We start from the raw sequence: 17,438 nt of genomic DNA on the forward strand, positions 1-17,438 counted from the left end.
TTGTAAGGCTGAGTTCGGGCCTGCGCCAAACATGATCCGCCAAAACTTCGTCCGCTGCCTTGTTTGCAACAAGCGGGTGCGCATCGGCCATTATGGTCCATCTGACTGGGTGCATAGTCAGCACAGCGAAATGCATGCCATGGCCTGTAGGGGTGGTCCGATCCAGTGGACCGGACCACGCTCTGCCGACCGCGCGTTCAGCTCCGGCATGCGATACGACGGCGCTTGCACCTGTCGGACGCGCGGTCGGCGAAGCCGACCACCCTACGGAATCACTGTCCGTGCATAGTTAAAAAGACGCTAGGCCAGCAGTGCGACCGCCTTGACCTGAGCCCATACTTCGAGGCCGGGACGTATCTCGAGCTCGCGCCGCGAACGCTCCGAAATGCGGGCCAGCAGCGGCGCCCCGCCCATGCGCATTTGCACCAGCACGTGGCCCGGCGTGTCGGTGGCGGCGGTGGCCGTCACGACGGCGGGCAGGAGGTTGACGATGCTGCTGCGCCGCGGCCGCTCGAGCGCGATGCTGACGTCGCGCGCATGGATGCGGCAGCGCAGTCGGCTTCCCACCGGCTCGCTGCGGCGCCCGACGAACAGCGTCCCGCCCTCGAACGCCAGGCGCGACAGCTCGTCTTCCTCGTGCCCGTCCAGCACGGTGTCCAGCACGACCCCGGTATCGTCGGCGAAGGCCGGCGGCAGGTCGGCGCGGGCGAGCGTGTCGGTGAGCGGGCCGCTTGCCACGACCCGTCCGGCGTCGAGCAGCACCAGGTGGTCGGCCAGGCGCGCCACTTCGTCCGGCGCGTGGCTGACGTAGATGATGGGAATGGACAGCTCGTCGTGCATGCGCTCCAGGTAGGGCAGGATTTCCTGCCTGCGCTTGAGGTCGAGCGCGGCAAGCGGCTCGTCCATGAGCAGCAGGCGCGGCGAGGACAGCAGGGCCCGGGCGATCGCGACCCGCTGGCGTTCGCCGCCGGACAGGCTCGCCGGCTTGCGCTCGAGTAGCGGCTCGATGCCGAGCATGACGGCCACCGGCGCCAGTTCGAAGCGGCGCTCGGCGCTGGCGACCCGCTTCAGGCCGAATTCCAGGTTGCCGCGCACGCTCAGGTGGGGGAACAGGCTCGCTTCCTGGAACACGTAGCCCAGGGCGCGCCGGTGGGTCGGCACGAAGATCTTGCGCGCCTCGTCCTGCCACACTTCGCCGTCCAGCGCCACATACCCGCCCGGTGCGCGCTCCAGGCCGGCGATCGCACGCAGGCAGGTGGTCTTGCCCGAGCCCGAGGGACCGAACAGGGCGCTCACGCCGCGCCCGGGCAGGACCAGGTCGACATCCAGCAGGAAGCCGCCGCGGTCGATGCGGAACCTGGCGCGGATCTCGTTCATCCCTTGCTGCCTTTCAGGACCGGCGGGTTGAAGGTGTACAAGGCCAGCAGGACCAGGAAGCTGAACACGAGCATGCCACCGGCCAGCCAATGCGCCTGCGCATATTCCATCGCTTCGACGTGGTCGTAGATCTGCACCGACACGACGCGGGTCTTGTCCGGGATGTTCCCGCCGATCATCAGGATTACGCCGAATTCGCCGATGGTATGGGCGAAGCCGAGCACGGCGCCGGACAGGAAACCGGGGCGCGCCAGCGGCACCACGACCGACCAGAAGCTGTCCCATGGGCCGGCCCGCAGGCTGGCCGCCGCTTCCAGCGGGCGCTCGCCGATCGCTTCGAAGGCGTTCTGCAGGGGCTGGATCACGAAGGGCATGGAATAGAAGACCGAGCCGATGACCAGGCCGGGGAAGGTGAACGGCAGGGTGCCGAGGCCGAGGGCCTCGGTGGCGCGGCCGACAGGACCGTTCGGCCCCATGGCGACCAGCAGGTAAAAGCCGAGGACGGTCGGCGGCAGGACCAGGGGCAGGGCCACGATCGCGCCGACCACGCTTTTCATGCGCGAGCGCGTGCGCGCCAGCCACCAGGCAACCGGCGTGCCGAGGATCAGCAACAACAGGGTGACGGTCGATGCCAGCTTGAGCGTCAGCCATACGGCTGCAAGGTTGTGGTCGGTCATGCCAGGCTACAGTACGTAGCCGAAGGACCGGATGATGGCCCTGGCCTTGTCCGACCTCAGGTAATCGACCAGGGCCCCGGCCGCCGGGTTGGCGCGCCCTTTCGCGAGGACCAGCGCATCCTGGCGGATCGGTTCATGCAGGCCGGCAGGCACGATCCAGCCCGAACCCGAGGCGATCCGGCAGTCCCTGGCCACCTGCGACAGCGCGACGAACCCGAGCTGGGCATTGCCCGTGCTGACGAACTGGTGGGTTTGCGCGATGTTCTCGCCCTGTACCAGCCTGGCCTGCACGGCATCGGACAGGTTCAGCTTTTTCAGCACCGCGACCGCAGCCGCGCCATAGGGCGCGGTCTTCGGGTTGGCAATGGCGATGTGCTTGACATCCCCCTTCCTCAAGACCTCCGCTTTCGCATCGACGTAGCCGGGCCGGGCCGACCACAGGACCAGCCTGCCGACCGCATAGGTGAACCGTGTGCCGGGTACTGCCCGCCCTTCCCTTTCCAGCCGGGCCGGGGTCTCGTCATCCGCGGCGAGCAGGACCTCGAAAGGAGCCCCGTTGCCGATCTGCGCATAGAACTTGCCCGTGGAGCCGAATGCCAGCCTGGCGCGGTGGCCGGTGTCCTTCTCGAATGCGACCGCGATCTCCTGCATCGGGGCCATGAAATTGGCAGCCACCGCCACCTGCACCTCGCCCGCCTGCACGGCCGATGCGCATGCCATGGCCAGGACCAGGCTGGAAACAGTTTTCATGACACTCCCCGACAATATCCTTATCCCCGAGAGTATAGCGAACACCCGGACGGGGATGGGCCCGGCGACGCCGGGGCGCACAATCGGGTACCATCGCACCCTTGTATCCGGCCTGGCAGCATCGGGCGCCACGGCCTTTTTTGGACTACATCATGAAATTTGAACACCTCATCCAGATCAACGACCCGCTCAACCCGCTCATCGACACCATCTCGATCGAACAGCTGTGGCGCGGACTGGTGCTGCGCGCCGAATCGCCCACCCTGTTCGTCCCCCACCTGGACGAATGCACGATCGGCGAACGCAGCAGCGGCAGCGGCACGGGCAGTTTCAAGCGCCGCCTGCGCTACGGCGACCTCGTGATCGACGACGTCGTGCACATGACGCCGCTGAAGGAAGTACGGTTCGAGGTGCCGGCGCAGGGCGAGATCGCCGCGTCCAGCCTGACAATGGCAATCGAAGCGCCGGGCGACGCCGTGCTGCTGGTGCGTTTCAGCTATGACGACGGCCAGGGCGAACATACCGACCCGGCCAACGCCATGTACGACGACTTCAAGCGCTCGGCCTACCAGGAAGCCGACATCGACACCGTGCGCATCCTGCGCCAGCTCGCGGGCGCGGGCAAGCTGGATGCCAGCTACCTTAATTAAGTTTTGCTAATCTTTTTTGGAGATGGTTAAGCGCACCTGATGTTATGCCTGGCGCGGGCGGCCTGGGGCCAGTGCGCTGTCGACAATTCTTACAGTAATGTCTCGCAAAAACCTCTGCCCGGCATGGGCGGATGAGTCAAATTGTTACATTTCTGGACATTGAAAATTCCAAAACTGCCGTCACCCGAGTCAAAGGGGGACAGCAATGAAATCAGCATTGATTTTGGAAAACAACCACACCGAGCGTGACAGGTTGAAAAAAATTCTTCGATGGCTGGGCTACGTGGCCGCGCCGGCACGCACACCCGAGGAAGCGCTCAAGGTGGCCGACGCCATCCATTTCGACATCATCGTCACCGGCACCGCCGTCACGCCGAACGACAGGCGCACCCTGACGAGCGAACTGAAGCGGCTGGCGCCGAAGGCGCCCATCGTGCTGCTGGCAAGCGAAGGCAAGGAATACGTGGACGCGCGCGCCGGCCGATTCCCATGCGTGAGCGCCGTACTGAAGCGGCCGACGACCATGGACAGCCTGAGGCGGATCATCCAGTTCGGCGCCGATGGCTTCGGCCTGCAGCCGGCATGCCTTCCGCCCGCCCAGGAACGCCGGCGCAGGGTAGCGTAAGCCTGCCCTGCGCTCAGGTCCCCGGCTCGGTATCCGCGGGGTCGATCTCGCTCTCGCCCTTGGCCAGGGCATGGGCCAGGTCGCGCAGGGCGGTGCGCACGCCTTCTTCGATCACCGGGTGGTAGAAGGGCATCTCCAGCATCTGGTCCACGGTCATGCGCATCTGGCAGGCCCAGGACAGCGTATGCGCCAGGTGCTCGGCGCGCGGCGCGATCATCTCGGCGCCCAGGAAGCGGCGCGAGCCGTATTCCGCATACACGCGCAGCATTCCCTTGTTCTGCAACATCACCCTGCTGCGGCCCTGGTTCGCAAACGATACCGATCCGACCGCGAACTTGCGCTTGCGTCCTTCGCACAGGCTGCGGTAGCTGGCGCCCAGGGTGGCGATGTTCGGTTCCGTGAACGCCACCGCAATCGGCGTGCGGCGCAGGCCCGGGCGCACATCCGGGTAGCGTCCTGCGTTGTCGCCGGCAAGCTTGCCGTGGTCGGCCGCGTCGTGCAGCAGCGGGCGCTCGTCGTTGGCGTCGCCGGCGATAAAGATATGGCTGGTTCCGCACTGCATGGTGCGGACGTCGAAGACCGGGATGCCATCCGGTCCCCGCTCCAGCCCGGTGTGTTCGAGCCCGATGTCGTGCACGTTGGGCGTGCGGCCGGCCGCCATCAGCACGTACTGGAAGCGCTCGGTCTTTTCCTCGCCCAGGGCATCGCTGACGCTCAAGACCACTTCATCGCCCTCCTGCACTGCGCCGATCACCTTCGACTGGAACTGGATGTCGAGCTCCTCGGTGAGCACGCGGGTGGCGCTCCTGAGCACTTCCGGGTCGCTCAAGTGGGCGATGCTGCCGCCGCGCGCGAACAGCTTCACGCGCACGCCGAGGCGGTGCAGGGCCTGGCCCAGTTCCAGGCCGATCACGCCGGTGCCGATCACGGCCACCGACTTCGGCAGATCGTCCCAATAGAAGACGTCATCGGAGGTGACGATGCCGGGACCGACGTTCTCCAGCGCCGGCAGGCGCAGCGGCGTGGAGCCGGTGGCGATCACGATGCTTCCGGCGGTGATCGCGGTATGCCCGTCGACCTGGAGCGCATGCGGCCCGGTGAAGCGCGCATGGCCGCGCAGTTTATCTTCCTCCGGGAAGGAGTCGACGCCTTCCAGCACGAAGCCGACGAAGCGGTCGCGCTCGCGCCGCACGCGCTCCATCACGGCGCGCCCGTCGATGCGGACCTCGCCCGCGTGCACGCCGAAGGGCGCGCTGTGCTGCATCGCATGGGCGCTTTCCGCAGCTGCAATCAACAGCTTGCTCGGCATGCAGCCGACCCGTGCGCAGGTCGTGCCGTAATGGCCGCCCTCGATGACCACCACCCGCGCGCCCTGCGCCTTTGCCGCCCGATAGGCCGTCATGCCGGCGGTGCCGGTGCCGATGATGGCGACGTCCACGTCCAGTTCGTTCATCGTGTTCTCCGCATTGACTCGACTTGTGATGCCGAAACGATACGCGATTTTCAGCCGTGCCGCCGGAACCGGGCCAATGTGCCACCATCCTCCCGTCTTGATCCGGAGTGAGCATGCTGGAAACGATCAGGGATTTGCTGCAGCCGCCCCCGGGCATGGCCTTCGATTTCAGCCAGCCGGCGGGAGAGCCGGCGCTGGCCCCACGCGATGGCGTCGCGTGGCAGGTATTCGCCAACCCCGTCGCCCTGTTCGTGGGCGGGGTGGCGGCGGTACTGCTCGAACTGAGCGAACCGTCGGTGCGCACCGGCGTGTGGGAACACAGCGGCTTCCGGCGCGATCCCGGCATGCGCCTGCGGCGCACCGGCTTCGCGGCCATGATGACCGTCTACGGCCCGCGCCCGGCGGCGGAACAGCTGATCGCGCGCGTGGTGCGCATGCATGGCCGGGTCAGCGGCCATACGCCGGACGGCCTGCCCTTTTACGCCAACGATCCGCGCCTGCTCGACTGGGTGCAGGCGACCGCCACCTTCGGCTTCGCCGAGGCCTACCATCGCTACGTGCGGCCGCTGTCGGCGCGCGCGAAGGATGCCGTGTTTGCCGAAGGCGAACCCGCAGCCCGTCTTTATGGCGCGCTCGGGGCGCCGCGCAGCTGGGCCGGGTGGGAAGCCTTGCTGGCCGGGACCGCACCATACCTGCAAGGCTCGGACATCCTGGCCGACTTTCTGCAGATCATGCTGGACACGCCACTGCTGCCGGCGCCGATGCGTCCCCTGCAGCGGCTGCTCGTGCGCGCTGCCGTGCAGATCGTCCCCGAACCAGTGCGTTCGCTGCCGCAGCTGCGTGGCGGCGGCCTGCGCCCCGGCGAAACGATGCTCGTGCGCGCGCTTGCCCGCAGCAGCGACTTGCTGCCGCTGGGCGACACGCCGCCGGTCCAGGCCGCGCGGCGCATGGCAGCTGTCAACAGCAGCGGCTAAGCTAGTTTCGCGCCGGAACGACATATTTCTTGTCGAAAAACTTTACACCCGCCGAGCGCATCCGATTATGCGGTCCGTTAAGTTATTGTTTACTAGAAACTATTTCCAAATGGCATAAAACTTGCTTGTAGTTACGTATTGCTGGCTTACTCTGTAGAAGTGATCCGCATTCAGAAGTACCAAGAATAGAACATAAAAAAATTCTTCAAATCTAGGGAACTATCATGAAAAAATTTTTTGCAGCATTGGCAGTCGTTGCTGCGCTGAGCCCTTTCAGCGCAGCCCAAGGCGCCACTATCGTCTCCGGCAACACCATCGACATGAGCGAAGCCGATTGGACTAAAACACTCAGCTTCGACAAGTTCGACACGCGCAAAGGCAAGCTCACCTCCGTTACCTTCGACCTGAGCGGCTTCATCGAAGGCAGCGGAAGTGCTGAGAACAAGAACCCGACCCCTGCCAACGTCACCCTGAGCCTGGGTTCACGGCTGGAATTGTTTCGCCCAAATGGCGATAGCCTGGTCGTCACCAATCCTCTCTTCACCAAAAAGCTGACCTTGGGCGCCTTCGATGGCACGAACGACCTCTCGGGATCGTCGAGCGGTACAACCGGTCTCGTCTCGGCCAGCAAGTCGGACTTTTTCGTCACCAACAGCGCCGACGATTTTGCACTGTTCGCTGCCCTGGGTGGCGGCATCATCGATCTCGATCTGATTTCGGAAAGCACGTCGCGCGCTTCCGGTTCCGGCAATCTCGCTTCCGAGTTCTCTACTGCAGCATCGGCCACGGTCACGGTCACCTATACCTTTACCGAAGCGGTCGCCGAAATTCCTGAGCCGGCCAGCCTGGCAACGATGTTCGCCGGCCTCGGCCTGATCGCCGCCCTGCGCCGCCGCAAGGGCAAGCAGGCGTAAAACGCCGACGCCCTTCGGACGTCGACACGACGCCGGCTGCCGGGACCACCCCGGCAGCCGGCGTTTTTCTTAGGCGAATGATTATCCAGCTCAGATATCGAGCGGATCGACTTCGAGCGACCAGCGCACCCGCGACTTCATGCCGCGCAAGATCTCGACCCACTCGCGCAGGAAGGCCTGCAGCGCGGGACGCGAGCCCGATTCCACCAGCAATTGCGCGCGGTCGACATTGTGCACGCGCGTCATCGTCATCGGGATCGGATCGTTGATCATCACCGACTCGAAGGCCAGGCTGTCGCGCGCCGCTTCCAGGAAGGCGATGGCGTCGGCCAGCGCGGGCGCTTCCGCGCGCAGCAGCGCCTGGTACATGTAGGGCGGCAGGCCGGCCTGGCGGCGCTCCTCCAGCAGGCTGCCGGCGAAGCGGTCGTAGTCGTGGCGCATGACGGCGCCGTACAGCGGGTGGCTGGCGTAGCGCGTCTGCACCAGCACCTCCGACGCCGCGCCGGCCCGCCCGGCGCGGCCCGCCACCTGCATCAGCTGCGCGAACAGGCGCTCGCTGGCGCGGTAGTCCTGCGAGAACAGCGCCGTGTCCGGGTTGAGGATGCCGACCAGGGTCAGCTTCTTGAAATCGTGGCCCTTGGCGACCATTTGCGTGCCGACCAGGATATCCACCTCGCCCCGGTGCACGGTGTCGAAGGCCACCTGCGCGCTGCCCTTCAGGCGCGTGGAATCGGCGTCGATGCGCAGGATGCGCGCTTCCGGGAACATCGCCTGCAGGCCTTCCTCGATGCGCTGGGTGCCGCGCCCGAGCGGCTGCAGGTCGACGTTGCCGCAGGTCGGGCAGTGGCGCGGGATGCGCAGCTCCAGGCTGCAGTGGTGGCAGCGCAGCCGGTGTTCTGGCCGGTGCAGCACCATGAAGGCGGTGCAGCGGGTGCAGTTGCTGATCCAGCCGCAGGCGTCGCAGCAGATCACCGGGGCATAGCCGCGCCGGTTGAGGAACAGCAGCGACTGTTCGCCGCGGTCCAGGCGTCCGCGCAGCGCGGCGATCAGGGCGCCGGTGAGGCCGTCCTTCGGGCGGTCGCGCTCCATGTCGACCAGCTTCACGGTGGGCAGTACGGCGTCGCGCACGGCGCGCTCGCGCAGTTCCAGCTTGCGGTAGCGGCCCGATTGCGCGTGGTGCCAGCTCTCCAGCGAAGGCGTAGCCGAGCCGAGCACGATCGGGATGCCCAGCTGGTGCGCGCGCCACACGGCCAGGTCGCGCGCCGAGTAGCGCAGGCCTTCCTGCTGCTTGTACGACGGGTCGTGTTCTTCGTCGATGACGATGAGCTTGAGGTTCGGCAGCGATGACAGGATGGCCAGGCGGGTGCCCAGCACGATGCGCGCCCGGCCTTCGTGGGCGGCCAGCCAGTGCAGCATGCGCTCGCCCTCGGACAGGCTGCTGTGCAGCGTCGCCAGCATCACGCCGGGAAAGCGCGCGCGGATATTCCCTTCCAGCTGCGGGGTCAGGTTGATCTCGGGGACCAAAACCAGGATCTGGGCTCCGGCATCGCGCGCCAGCACCTGGGCGCAGGCCTGCAGGTACACCTCGGTCTTGCCGCTGCCTGTGACGCCGTACAGCAGGATCGGGGTGAAGCCCAGCGCCCCGCCGATGCCGTTCGCCGCTTCCTGCTGGGCCGGATTCAGCACCGGCATGCCGGAAGGCGTCGGGTCGTGCGGGGCCGCTTCCCTGGCCAGTTTTTTCAGCGCGCGGTCGAGGGCCACGGTCTTGGGCACGCGCAGGTTCTTGGGCAGGCCCGGCAAGGCTACCTCGCCCAGCGGGCGCTGGTAGTAGTCGGCAGCGAAGCGCGCCAGCCCCAGCCAGCGCTCGGGCAGCGGGGACAGCTGGCTGCGCACCGCGATCGCATCCTTCAGCTTGTCGGGCGGGACACCGGTCTCTCCCTTGACGGCCACGATCACGCCCACCACTTCGCGCCGCGCGAACGGCACCAGCACCAGCTGGCCGACCACCGGCTCCTCGCCCGGTGCGCAGGTCCAGCGGTAGTCGAAGCAGCTGTTGAGCGGCGTATCGAGCGCGACCTCGAGGAAGCAGTGTGCCATTCCAACCTTTGTTGATAAGCGCTAGGCCTGTGGAAAACTTTGTGAATAGCGCGGTACTTGACCGGGTCCGAGGTTTACGTTAGATCAACTCGAATCCGGTGATTCGCTGAAACTACAATAAAAATCTTTTTAAAATCAATTACTTGCAGAATTAGAGTTATCCCTGTTAACAAGCCGGGCTGGAATCGCCTTGCTGTGCATAACTGCACATGTGCAACGGGAAAACTCGCTGCGGTGCACCAGAATCTTCACACCTTACTTGAAGAGTTGAGCTAAGTCCGCGTAAACGCAGCACTTTTCCCAGCTCAGCAGTCTGCCTGTTGATAACTTTGTGAACAATGGGCAGGAAGCGAGGACAATTTACCTGTTACCAGCCTGCCCCACTGTGTATACCTACAGTTCACTGTTTAAAAAACTCATAATAATCATTGGCTTAGCTAGTTTCACGCTTGGCAAAGATGTCCACAGGAATAAATTCAGTGTTTGACGAACTTGTGAACAAGTGTGATTTTGCTGCGGCAACGGGGCACTTGCCGGATCCGCCGATCCCCACAGAAGAGCTCACAGGCGGACCTTGGGCGGCGCGTGCTCAGGCCGCGCGCTGCTTGCGGCTGAAGCCGTGCACGGCCTCGACCATGGCCGTCACCGATTCCGGCGGCGTGAACTGGGAAATGCCATGGCCGAGGTTGAACACATGGCCATGGCCGCTCGCGGGCTTGCCGTAGGCGCTGAGGGAACGCTCGACCTCGACGCGGATCTGCTCCGGCGCGGCGAACAGGATGGCGGGATCGAGGTTGCCCTGCAGCGCCACGCGGTCGCCGACCAGCGCGCGCGCCTTGCCCAGGTTGACGGTCCAGTCCAGGCCCAGCGCGTCGGCGCCGATGCCGGCCATTTCGTCCAGCCACAGTCCGCCGCCCTTGGTGAACACGATCGCCGGGATCCGGACCCCATCCTTCTCGCGTTGCAGCTGGGCCAGCACCTGCCGCATGTACTGCAGCGAAAACGTCTGGTAGGCGCCATCGGCCAGCGCGCCGCCCCAGGAATCGAAAATCATCACGGCCTGGGCGCCGGCGTCGATCTGGGCGTTCAGGTATTGGCTGACTGCGCGGGCATTGGTGTCCAGGATGTGGTGCATCAGGTCCGGGCGCTGGTACATCATCTTCTTGATGGTGTGGAATTCCTTGGAACCGCCGCCTTCGACCATGTAGCAGGCCAGCGTCCACGGGCTGCCCGAGAAGCCGATCAGGGGCACGCGGCCGTTGATGGCGGTGCGGATCTGGGTCACCGCCTTGAAGACATAGTCGAGCGACGCCATATCCGGCACCTGGAGGGCGCGCACCGCCTCTTCCGTACGCAGCGGGCGCTCGAACTTCGGGCCCTCGCCGTCGGCGAAATACAGGCCCAGGCCCATCGCATCCGGCACGGTCAGGATGTCCGAGAACAGGATCGACGCGTCCAGCGGGTAGCGGTCGAGCGGCTGCAGCGTGACCTCGGTGGCAAAATCCGGATTCTTCGCCAGCCCCAGGAAGGAACCGGCCCGCTCGCGCGTGGCGCGGTATTCCGGCAGGTAGCGGCCCGCCTGGCGCATCAGCCACACCGGGGTGTACTCGGTCGGCTGGCGCAGCAGCGCACGCAGGAAGGTGTCGTTCTGGAGCGGGGCGAATTGTGGCATGGCTGGCAATCGAATGCGGAGGGAAAACCTCTATTATCGCATCCTTGGGGCTGCTCTTATAATGCGTTTCTAGTGTCGATTCCGACGATGAAAGAACCTGTCATGACCAAACAGCAAGCCCCCTGCGGCGCCTGGGCATCCCCGATCACCGCCTCCGTCGTCGCGGCCGGCGCCACGCCGCTGTCCTCGCTGGTGCTGGACGGCGCCGACCTGTACTGGCTGGAAGGCCGGGCCAGCGAAGCCGGACGCTCGACCCTCATGGGCAGCCGCGGCGAACTGACGCCGGCGCCCTTCAACGTGCGCAGCAAGGTGCATGAGTATGGCGGCGGCGCCTGCACGGTCGCCGGCGGCGTCGCCTGGTTCTCGCATCACGCCGACAACCGACTGTACCGCCTCGAAGCCGGCGCGCCGCCGGCGCCGGTGACGCTCGAGGACAACAAGCAGCGCTACGCCGACTTCGTGGTCGATACGCAGCGCCAGCGCCTGGTATCGGTGCGCGAAGACCATTCGGCCGGCGGCCACTACCCCGAGAACACGATCGCCGCCATCGGCTTCGACGGCCGCGAGACCGTGCTGGTGGACGGCAACGATTTCTATGCCGCCCCGCGCATCTCGCCGGATGGCCGCCGGCTGGCCTGGCTGTGCTGGGACCATCCGCGCATGCCCTGGGAAGGCACGGAGCTGTGGCTGGCCGACATCCTGGAAGACGGCAGCCTGGCCAATGGCCGCCTGGTGGCGGGCGGACCGCAGGAATCGGTCTGCCAGCCGGAATGGTCGCCGGGCGGCGTGCTGCACTTCGTGTCCGACCGCAGCGGCTGGTGGAATTTGTACCGCTTCGACCAGGGCGTGGTGGAAGCGCTGTGCCCGCGCGCAGCGGAATTCGGCGGACCGCTGTGGACCTTCGGCGGCTCGCTGTACGGTTTCCGCTCCGATGACGAGATTGTCTGTGCCTATACCGAAGGCGGCGTGAGCAAACTGGCGCGCCTGCGCAATGGCCAGCTCGCCGACGTGCCCACGCCCTATGAAGAAATCCGCGAACTGCGCGTGAATGCGCACACGGTCGCGCTGCTGGGCGGCGCGCCGACAGTCGCACTGGAACTGGCGCGGATTGTTCTCGACCCTGACTCGGACGGAGGCCGGCACGCGGTGCTGGCCCGCTCGATCGCGCAGCTGCCGGAAGCAGGCTACCTCTCGGTGCCGCGCGCGATCAGCTACCCGAGTGCGAACGGCCGCACTGCGTACGCCTTCCACTACCCGCCGGCCAATGCCGGCTTTGCCCCCTCGGCGGGCGAATTGCCGCCCCTGATCGTCATCGGCCACGGCGGCCCGACCGGCATGGCGTCCAGCACCCTGAAACTCGCCACCCAGTTCTGGACCAGCCGCGGTTTCGCCGTGCTCGACGTGAACTACGGCGGCAGCACCGGCTTCGGCCGCGCCTACCGCGACCTGCTCAAGGGCCAGTGGGGCGTAGTCGACGTGGAAGACTGCGTGCTTGGTGCGCGCCACCTGGCCGAACAGGGTCTGGTGGATCCCGCGCGCCTGCTGGTGCGCGGCAGCAGCGCCGGCGGCCTGACCACGCTCTGCGCGCTGGCCTTCCACGACGTGTTCAAGGCGGGCGCCTGCTACTACGGCGTGTCCGACCTGGCCGGGCTGGATGCCGATTCGCACAAGTTCGAGTCGCACTACAACCAGTACCTGATCGCCCCGCCGGAGCGCGCCGAACAGGTCTACCGTGAGCGTTCGCCGATCCACCACACGGACAAACTGCAGCGTCCGATGATCTTCTTCCAGGGCCTGGACGACATGGTGGTGCCGCCGCAGCAGTCCGAGACCATGGTGGAGGCGCTGCGCGCGCGCCATGTGCCGGTGGCCTACCTCACCCTGGCGGGCGAAGGCCATGGCTTCCGCAAGGCCGAAAGCGTGGTCAAGACGCTGGAGTCCGAGCTGGTGTTCTACCTGCGCGTCTTTCACATTCCCGTACCAGCCGGCCTGCCGGCGGTGGAGATCGAGAACCTGCCTGCATGAGATTGTCGGAACTGGACGCGGGCGAAGGGGCGATCCTGTCCCTGCTGGCGCTGGCCGGCGAGCCGATGGGCCGCCAGCGCATCCTCGAACACCTGATGGCCGCCGGCCTGCCCCTGCCGCCCGAACAATGGGCGGCCGAGCTGGCGCGCCTGCGCGAGGCCGGGCTGGTCGCCGATGCGGGCGAGCGCGGTCTCGCGATCGCACCGCATGCCGTCTGGCCGGCGCTCGAGCATGCCCTGTCCGGCGATCTGTTCGCCGGCCTGCGCGCGGCCTATGAGCGGGTCACGCCGCTGCGCCGCGACTGGCAGGGCACGCCGGTCCTGCGCAGCTACCGCCAGGGACTGGCCCTGCTGCGCATGGCCTTGCTGGCGGGCGAAACCGGCAGTGCGGTGACGCCTTTGCTGGCCGCCTGCCTGCGCTGCCACGAGGCCTCTTACCTGCACCCGCTGGTCGAGGTCTGCGCCCGCCCCTTCGAGCCGGCCCTGCTGGCGCGCATCGATCCCGCGCTGCGCGACGGCGTGCTGGCCGTGCTGGTCCAGCACGCGCAGCGCGAACCCGGCCTGGCGCCCGCCATCCGGGCCGCCGCCGAAGCCCATGCGGCCGGGGGCGACCCCTCGATCGCGCTGCGCACCGCGCTCGGCGAACACCTGATCCTGTGCGGCCGCCTGGACGACGCATCGGCGCTGTTGCTGGATGTCGCCGACGCGGCCGGCCTGTTCCTGCACAATGTGATCGCCCTGCTGCGCGACGACGGCGAGCTCGCCCTCCCAGCCATCGAGACGGCGCTCAAGGCGCTGCGCCGCGAGACCGGCAAGCGCAAGGCCATCTTCGACGGCATCGGCGCCCATCTATATCTGGCCGCGCTCCTGCGCAGCAAGCAGCCGGCCCAGTTGAAACTGGCCGACGCCTGGCTCGACATCGCCACCCGCGCGGTGCAGCGGCCGGAGACCGCCGTGGTGTTCCAGCTCAGCATGCTGCAGGAGATCCGGCGCGGTACCGTCGACGCCGAGGTGCTGGCCTCGCGCAGCTGGGAGATGGCGCTCGAACCCTTCACCTTCCGCGCGCTGATGCACCACTGGCTCGGCCTGCCGCAATTGCAGGGCAAGCGCAAGGACATCGAGGACATGCTGGCGCAGTCCGAGCGCGCCGGCTTCGACCTGCTGTCGGCCCAGCTGGCCGGCCTGCTGGGGCAGCTGGGCGGTCCAGGCGCCGTCAGCCACGAAGCACGCGCCGCCGAACTGCGGCGCCGCCACCGTTTTACCGACCTGACCCACTGGTTCGAGCGCGAGGAACCGTGGGAACGCCAGCTCAATGCCCTGATCAACCTGCAGCCGGCCCTGAACCAGGAAGTGGTGCGCGAATCGCGCCTGGTGTGGATGATCCGCTACGACGCGCACATGGGCGTGCAGGAGCTGGAGCCGCGCGAGCAGAAGCGCGACGCCCAGGGCGGCTGGAGCCGCGGCCGCGCCATCGGCCTGAAGCGCCTCGCCGAGGACGCGCCGAATCTCGACTTCCTCACCGCCCAGGACGTGCAGGCCGTGGCGACCATTGCCGGCCGCCGCTACTATGGCAGCACCGGCATCCGCTTCGAGTTCGAGCGCGACAAGGCGCTCGCCGCCCTGGTCGGCCATCCGCTGCTGTTCTGGATGGATTCCCCGGCCACGCGGGTCGAACTCCTGCCGGGCGAGCCCGAGCTGCACGTCAAGGCGCGCGGCGCCAAGGTGACGATCTCGCTGCATCCCAACCCGGACGAACAGGACGGCGAGGTGATTGTCACGCGCGAGACCCCGACCCGCCTGCGGCTGGTGCGCGTCAACGACGAACACCGCCGCATCGCCGCCATCGTCGGCGAGGGTCTGGACGTGCCGGTGGAAGCCGAGCGCCGCGTGCTGCGCGCGATCAGTGCGATCTCGTCCATCGTCACCGTGCAGTCGGACATCGGCGCCAATCCCGACGACATCGAACAGGTAGCGGCCGATCCGCGCCTGCACCTGCACCTGCGTCCCTATCAGCAGGGCATGAGCATGCAAATCCTGGTGCGTCCGCTGGACAATGGCGCCTATTACTCGCCGGGCAGCGGCGCGGAAAGAGTCATCGCCGACGTCGCCGGCATCCGCACCGAGGCCAGGCGCGACCTGAACGCCGAACGCGAGGCCGAGCGCCAGCTGGTAGGCGCCTGCCATGCGCTCGAACACGGGGAGCTCGAGCACGGCGAATGGCTGCTGGGCCAGCCCCTCCTGTGCCTGGAACTGGTGGACGAACTGCGCAAGCTCGATCCGGCAAAGGTGGTGGTGGCGTGGCCGGAAGGTGAAACATTCCGCGTGTCGAAGCGCGCCACCTCGAAATCGGTGCGCATCCAGATCCGGCGCGACCGCGACTGGTTCGCGGCCAGCGGGGAGATCGTGATCGACGAGGGGCGCGTGCTGGACCTGCGCTCGCTGCTGGAACGCCTGCGCGAAGGGAAGAGCCGCTTCGTGGCGCTGGGCGACAACGAATATCTGGCCCTGAGCGACGAGCTGCACCGGCGCCTGATGGAACTGAGCGACTACGGGACCATGCAGGGCGACGAACTGCGCCTGCATCCGCTGGCCAGCTTCTCGCTGGCGGAACTGGCGCGGGAGGCAGGACAAGCAAGCGGCGACGCCGCCTGGCGCAAGCACCTGCAGCGCATCGCCGACAGCGAAGCCTTCACGCCAGCGTTGCCGTCGACCCTGCAGGCGGAGCTGCGCGACTACCAGCGCGAAGGTTTCGAATGGCTGGGGCGCCTGGCGCATTGGGGCGTGGGCGCCTGCCTGGCCGACGACATGGGACTCGGCAAGACCTTGCAGGCGCTGGCCCTGCTGCTCACGCGCGCACCGGATGGTCCGGCGCTGGTGGTGGCGCCGACCTCGGTGTGCCTGAACTGGATCGCCGAAGCCGAGCGCTTCGCGCCGACCCTGAACCTGAAGCTGTTCGGGCCGGGCGAGCGCGCCGCGATGCTGGACGACGCGGGACCGTTCGACGTGGTGGTGGCAAGCTACGGCCTGCTGCAGCTGGAAGCGCCGCGGTTCGCCGGAAAGCACTGGCACAGCGTCGTGCTCGACGAAGCCCAGGCCATCAAGAACATGCACACCAAGCGCTCGCAGGCCGTGATGGCCTTGAAAAGCGACTTCCGCATGGCGGCCACCGGCACGCCGCTGGAGAACCACCTGGGCGAACTGTGGAACCTGTTCAGGTTCATCAATCCGGGCCTGCTGGGCAGCGCCGACCAGTTCCAGCTGCGCTTTGCAGGGCCGATCGAGAAAGCCCAGGACAAACGCGCCGAAGCCGGCGCGCGAAGCCGCTTGCGCCGGCTCACCCAACCCTTCATCCTGCGCCGCACCAAGGCGCAGGTGCTCACCGAGCTGCCGTCGCGCACCGAGATCGTGGTGCCGGTCGAACTGACCCAGGAAGAAAGCGCGCTGTACGAATCGCTGCGCCGCGATGCGCTCGACAAGCTGGCTGCACTGGAAGCGCCGGAAAGCCAGAAGTCGATCGAGATCCTGGCCGAGATGATGCGGCTGCGCCGCGCCGTCTGCAATCCGGAACTGGTGGCGCCGGGCGCCGGCATCGCGAGCAGCAAGCTGATCGCCTTTGCGCGCCTGGTGGACGGCCTGCTGGAAAACCGCCACAAGGTGCTGGTGTTCAGCCAGTTCGTCGACCACCTCAGCTTGATCCGCAAGTACCTGGACGGCAAGCACATCCCCTACCAGTACCTCGACGGCGCCACGCCGATCCAGGAACGCAAGCGGCGCGTGGACGCCTTCCAGGCCGGCGAGGGCGAACTGTTCCTGATCAGCCTGAAGGCGGGCGGCGTCGGCATCAACCTGACGGCGGCCGACTACGTGATCCACATGGACCCGTGGTGGAACCCGGCGGTGGAAGACCAGGCCTCGGACCGTGCCCACCGCATCGGGCAGCTGCGGCCGGTGACGATCTACCGCCTGGTGGCGCGCGGCACCATCGAGGAAGGCATCGTCGAACTGCACGGCCGCAAGCGCGACCTGGCCGACAGCCTGCTGGAAGGCACCGAGATAGCGGCGCGCATGTCGCCGGGCGAGATGCTGGCGATGCTCAAGCAGGGGCTTTCGTAGGGTGGTCGGCTCTGAACTGACCCCAAATTGTTGGACGTTAAGTCGTTAAGCGCCCATGGCCTGGGTCCTGTACTGTACAGGGCTTTGGCCTTTTAGTTTAAGTTTGATGCGG

Annotated in this window: 12 protein-coding genes; 6 read left to right on the forward strand and 6 right to left on the reverse strand. The window is 66.7% G+C overall.

Annotation, left to right across the window (positions count from 1 at the left end):
- Window positions 1-300: 300 nt before the first annotated feature.
- From modC to modA, 3 genes are read right to left on the reverse strand one after another with little or no spacing between them, the layout of a single operon-like run.
- Window positions 301-1,377 carry a molybdenum ABC transporter ATP-binding protein gene (modC, locus tag AC56KL_RS22510; RefSeq protein WP_497182410.1) on the reverse strand — a complete coding sequence of 359 codons (1,077 nt, stop codon included), beginning with the start codon at window positions 1,375-1,377 and terminating at the stop codon, window positions 301-303.
- Window positions 1,374-2,054, reverse strand: a complete 681-nt coding sequence (modB, locus tag AC56KL_RS22515) for a molybdate ABC transporter permease subunit (protein ID WP_497182411.1) — start codon at window positions 2,052-2,054, stop codon at window positions 1,374-1,376. The genes modC and modB overlap by 4 nt, the downstream gene beginning before the upstream one ends.
- Before the next feature lie 6 nt (window positions 2,055-2,060).
- Window positions 2,061-2,804: a molybdate ABC transporter substrate-binding protein gene (modA, locus tag AC56KL_RS22520; RefSeq protein ID WP_497182412.1), complete on the reverse strand. Its 744-nt coding sequence runs from the start codon at window positions 2,802-2,804 to the stop codon at window positions 2,061-2,063.
- Window positions 2,805-2,956: 152 nt separating this feature from the next.
- On the opposite strand from modA, the gene AC56KL_RS22525 reads away from it, so the two are divergent.
- Window positions 2,957-3,454, forward strand: coding sequence for an SRPBCC family protein (locus AC56KL_RS22525; RefSeq protein WP_497182413.1), 498 nt, complete (start codon window positions 2,957-2,959; stop codon window positions 3,452-3,454).
- A gap of 205 nt (window positions 3,455-3,659) precedes the next feature.
- A complete protein-coding gene (locus AC56KL_RS22530; protein WP_497182414.1) occupies window positions 3,660-4,079 on the forward strand; it encodes a response regulator in 420 nt (139 codons plus the stop codon).
- A 13-nt stretch (window positions 4,080-4,092) separates the two neighbouring features.
- Here the strand turns inward: AC56KL_RS22530 and AC56KL_RS22535 are convergent, their stop codons facing one another.
- Entirely contained in the window at window positions 4,093-5,532 is a 1,440-nt protein-coding gene (locus AC56KL_RS22535; RefSeq protein ID WP_497182415.1) for a dihydrolipoyl dehydrogenase, read from the reverse strand.
- 113 nt (window positions 5,533-5,645) lie between these two features.
- Here AC56KL_RS22535 and AC56KL_RS22540 point away from each other — a divergent pair, with 113 nt between their 5' ends.
- Window positions 5,646-6,506, forward strand: coding sequence for an oxygenase MpaB family protein (locus AC56KL_RS22540; protein ID WP_497182416.1), 861 nt, complete (start codon window positions 5,646-5,648; stop codon window positions 6,504-6,506).
- 224 nt (window positions 6,507-6,730) lie between these two features.
- Window positions 6,731-7,420: a choice-of-anchor E domain-containing protein gene (locus tag AC56KL_RS22545; protein WP_497182417.1), complete on the forward strand. Its 690-nt coding sequence runs from the start codon at window positions 6,731-6,733 to the stop codon at window positions 7,418-7,420.
- A 90-nt stretch (window positions 7,421-7,510) separates the two neighbouring features.
- Here the strand turns inward: AC56KL_RS22545 and AC56KL_RS22550 are convergent, their stop codons facing one another.
- A complete protein-coding gene (locus AC56KL_RS22550; protein ID WP_497182418.1) occupies window positions 7,511-9,517 on the reverse strand; it encodes a primosomal protein N' in 2,007 nt (668 codons plus the stop codon).
- Window positions 9,518-10,106: 589 nt separating this feature from the next.
- Window positions 10,107-11,189 (reverse strand): uroporphyrinogen decarboxylase, encoded by a 1,083-nt coding sequence (gene hemE, locus AC56KL_RS22555; RefSeq protein WP_497182419.1) that lies wholly within the window; start codon window positions 11,187-11,189, stop codon window positions 10,107-10,109.
- 102 nt (window positions 11,190-11,291) lie between these two features.
- On the opposite strand from hemE, the gene AC56KL_RS22560 reads away from it, so the two are divergent.
- The gene (locus AC56KL_RS22560) at window positions 11,292-13,214 is read left to right on the forward strand and encodes a S9 family peptidase (RefSeq protein ID WP_497182420.1); all 1,923 of its coding nucleotides are present in this window, start codon (window positions 11,292-11,294) and stop codon (window positions 13,212-13,214) included.
- A complete protein-coding gene (locus AC56KL_RS22565; RefSeq protein WP_497182421.1) occupies window positions 13,211-17,326 on the forward strand; it encodes a DEAD/DEAH box helicase in 4,116 nt (1,371 codons plus the stop codon). Before AC56KL_RS22560 ends, AC56KL_RS22565 begins: the two co-directional genes overlap by 4 nt.
- The last annotated feature ends 112 nt before the right edge of the window (window positions 17,327-17,438 follow it).

The organism is Telluria sp. ZB4P34 (genome assembly GCF_059686055.1).

Excerpts from the sequence above, each read along its gene's own strand:
- modC (WP_497182410.1), bottom strand. The coding sequence starts at position 1,377 with ATGAACGAGATCCGCGCCAGGTTCCGCATCGACCGCGGCGGCTTCCTG.
- modB (WP_497182411.1), bottom strand. The coding sequence starts at position 2,054 with ATGACCGACCACAACCTTGCAGCCGTATGGCTGACGCTCAAGCTGGCA.
- modA (WP_497182412.1), bottom strand. The coding sequence starts at position 2,804 with ATGAAAACTGTTTCCAGCCTGGTCCTGGCCATGGCATGCGCATCGGCC.
- AC56KL_RS22525 (WP_497182413.1), top strand. The coding sequence starts at position 2,957 with ATGAAATTTGAACACCTCATCCAGATCAACGACCCGCTCAACCCGCTC.
- AC56KL_RS22530 (WP_497182414.1), top strand. The coding sequence starts at position 3,660 with ATGAAATCAGCATTGATTTTGGAAAACAACCACACCGAGCGTGACAGG.
- AC56KL_RS22535 (WP_497182415.1), bottom strand. The coding sequence starts at position 5,532 with ATGAACGAACTGGACGTGGACGTCGCCATCATCGGCACCGGCACCGCC.
- AC56KL_RS22540 (WP_497182416.1), top strand. The coding sequence starts at position 5,646 with ATGCTGGAAACGATCAGGGATTTGCTGCAGCCGCCCCCGGGCATGGCC.
- AC56KL_RS22545 (WP_497182417.1), top strand. The coding sequence starts at position 6,731 with ATGAAAAAATTTTTTGCAGCATTGGCAGTCGTTGCTGCGCTGAGCCCT.
- AC56KL_RS22550 (WP_497182418.1), bottom strand. The coding sequence starts at position 9,517 with ATGGCACACTGCTTCCTCGAGGTCGCGCTCGATACGCCGCTCAACAGC.
- hemE (WP_497182419.1), bottom strand. The coding sequence starts at position 11,189 with ATGCCACAATTCGCCCCGCTCCAGAACGACACCTTCCTGCGTGCGCTG.
- AC56KL_RS22560 (WP_497182420.1), top strand. The coding sequence starts at position 11,292 with ATGACCAAACAGCAAGCCCCCTGCGGCGCCTGGGCATCCCCGATCACC.
- AC56KL_RS22565 (WP_497182421.1), top strand. The coding sequence starts at position 13,211 with ATGAGATTGTCGGAACTGGACGCGGGCGAAGGGGCGATCCTGTCCCTG.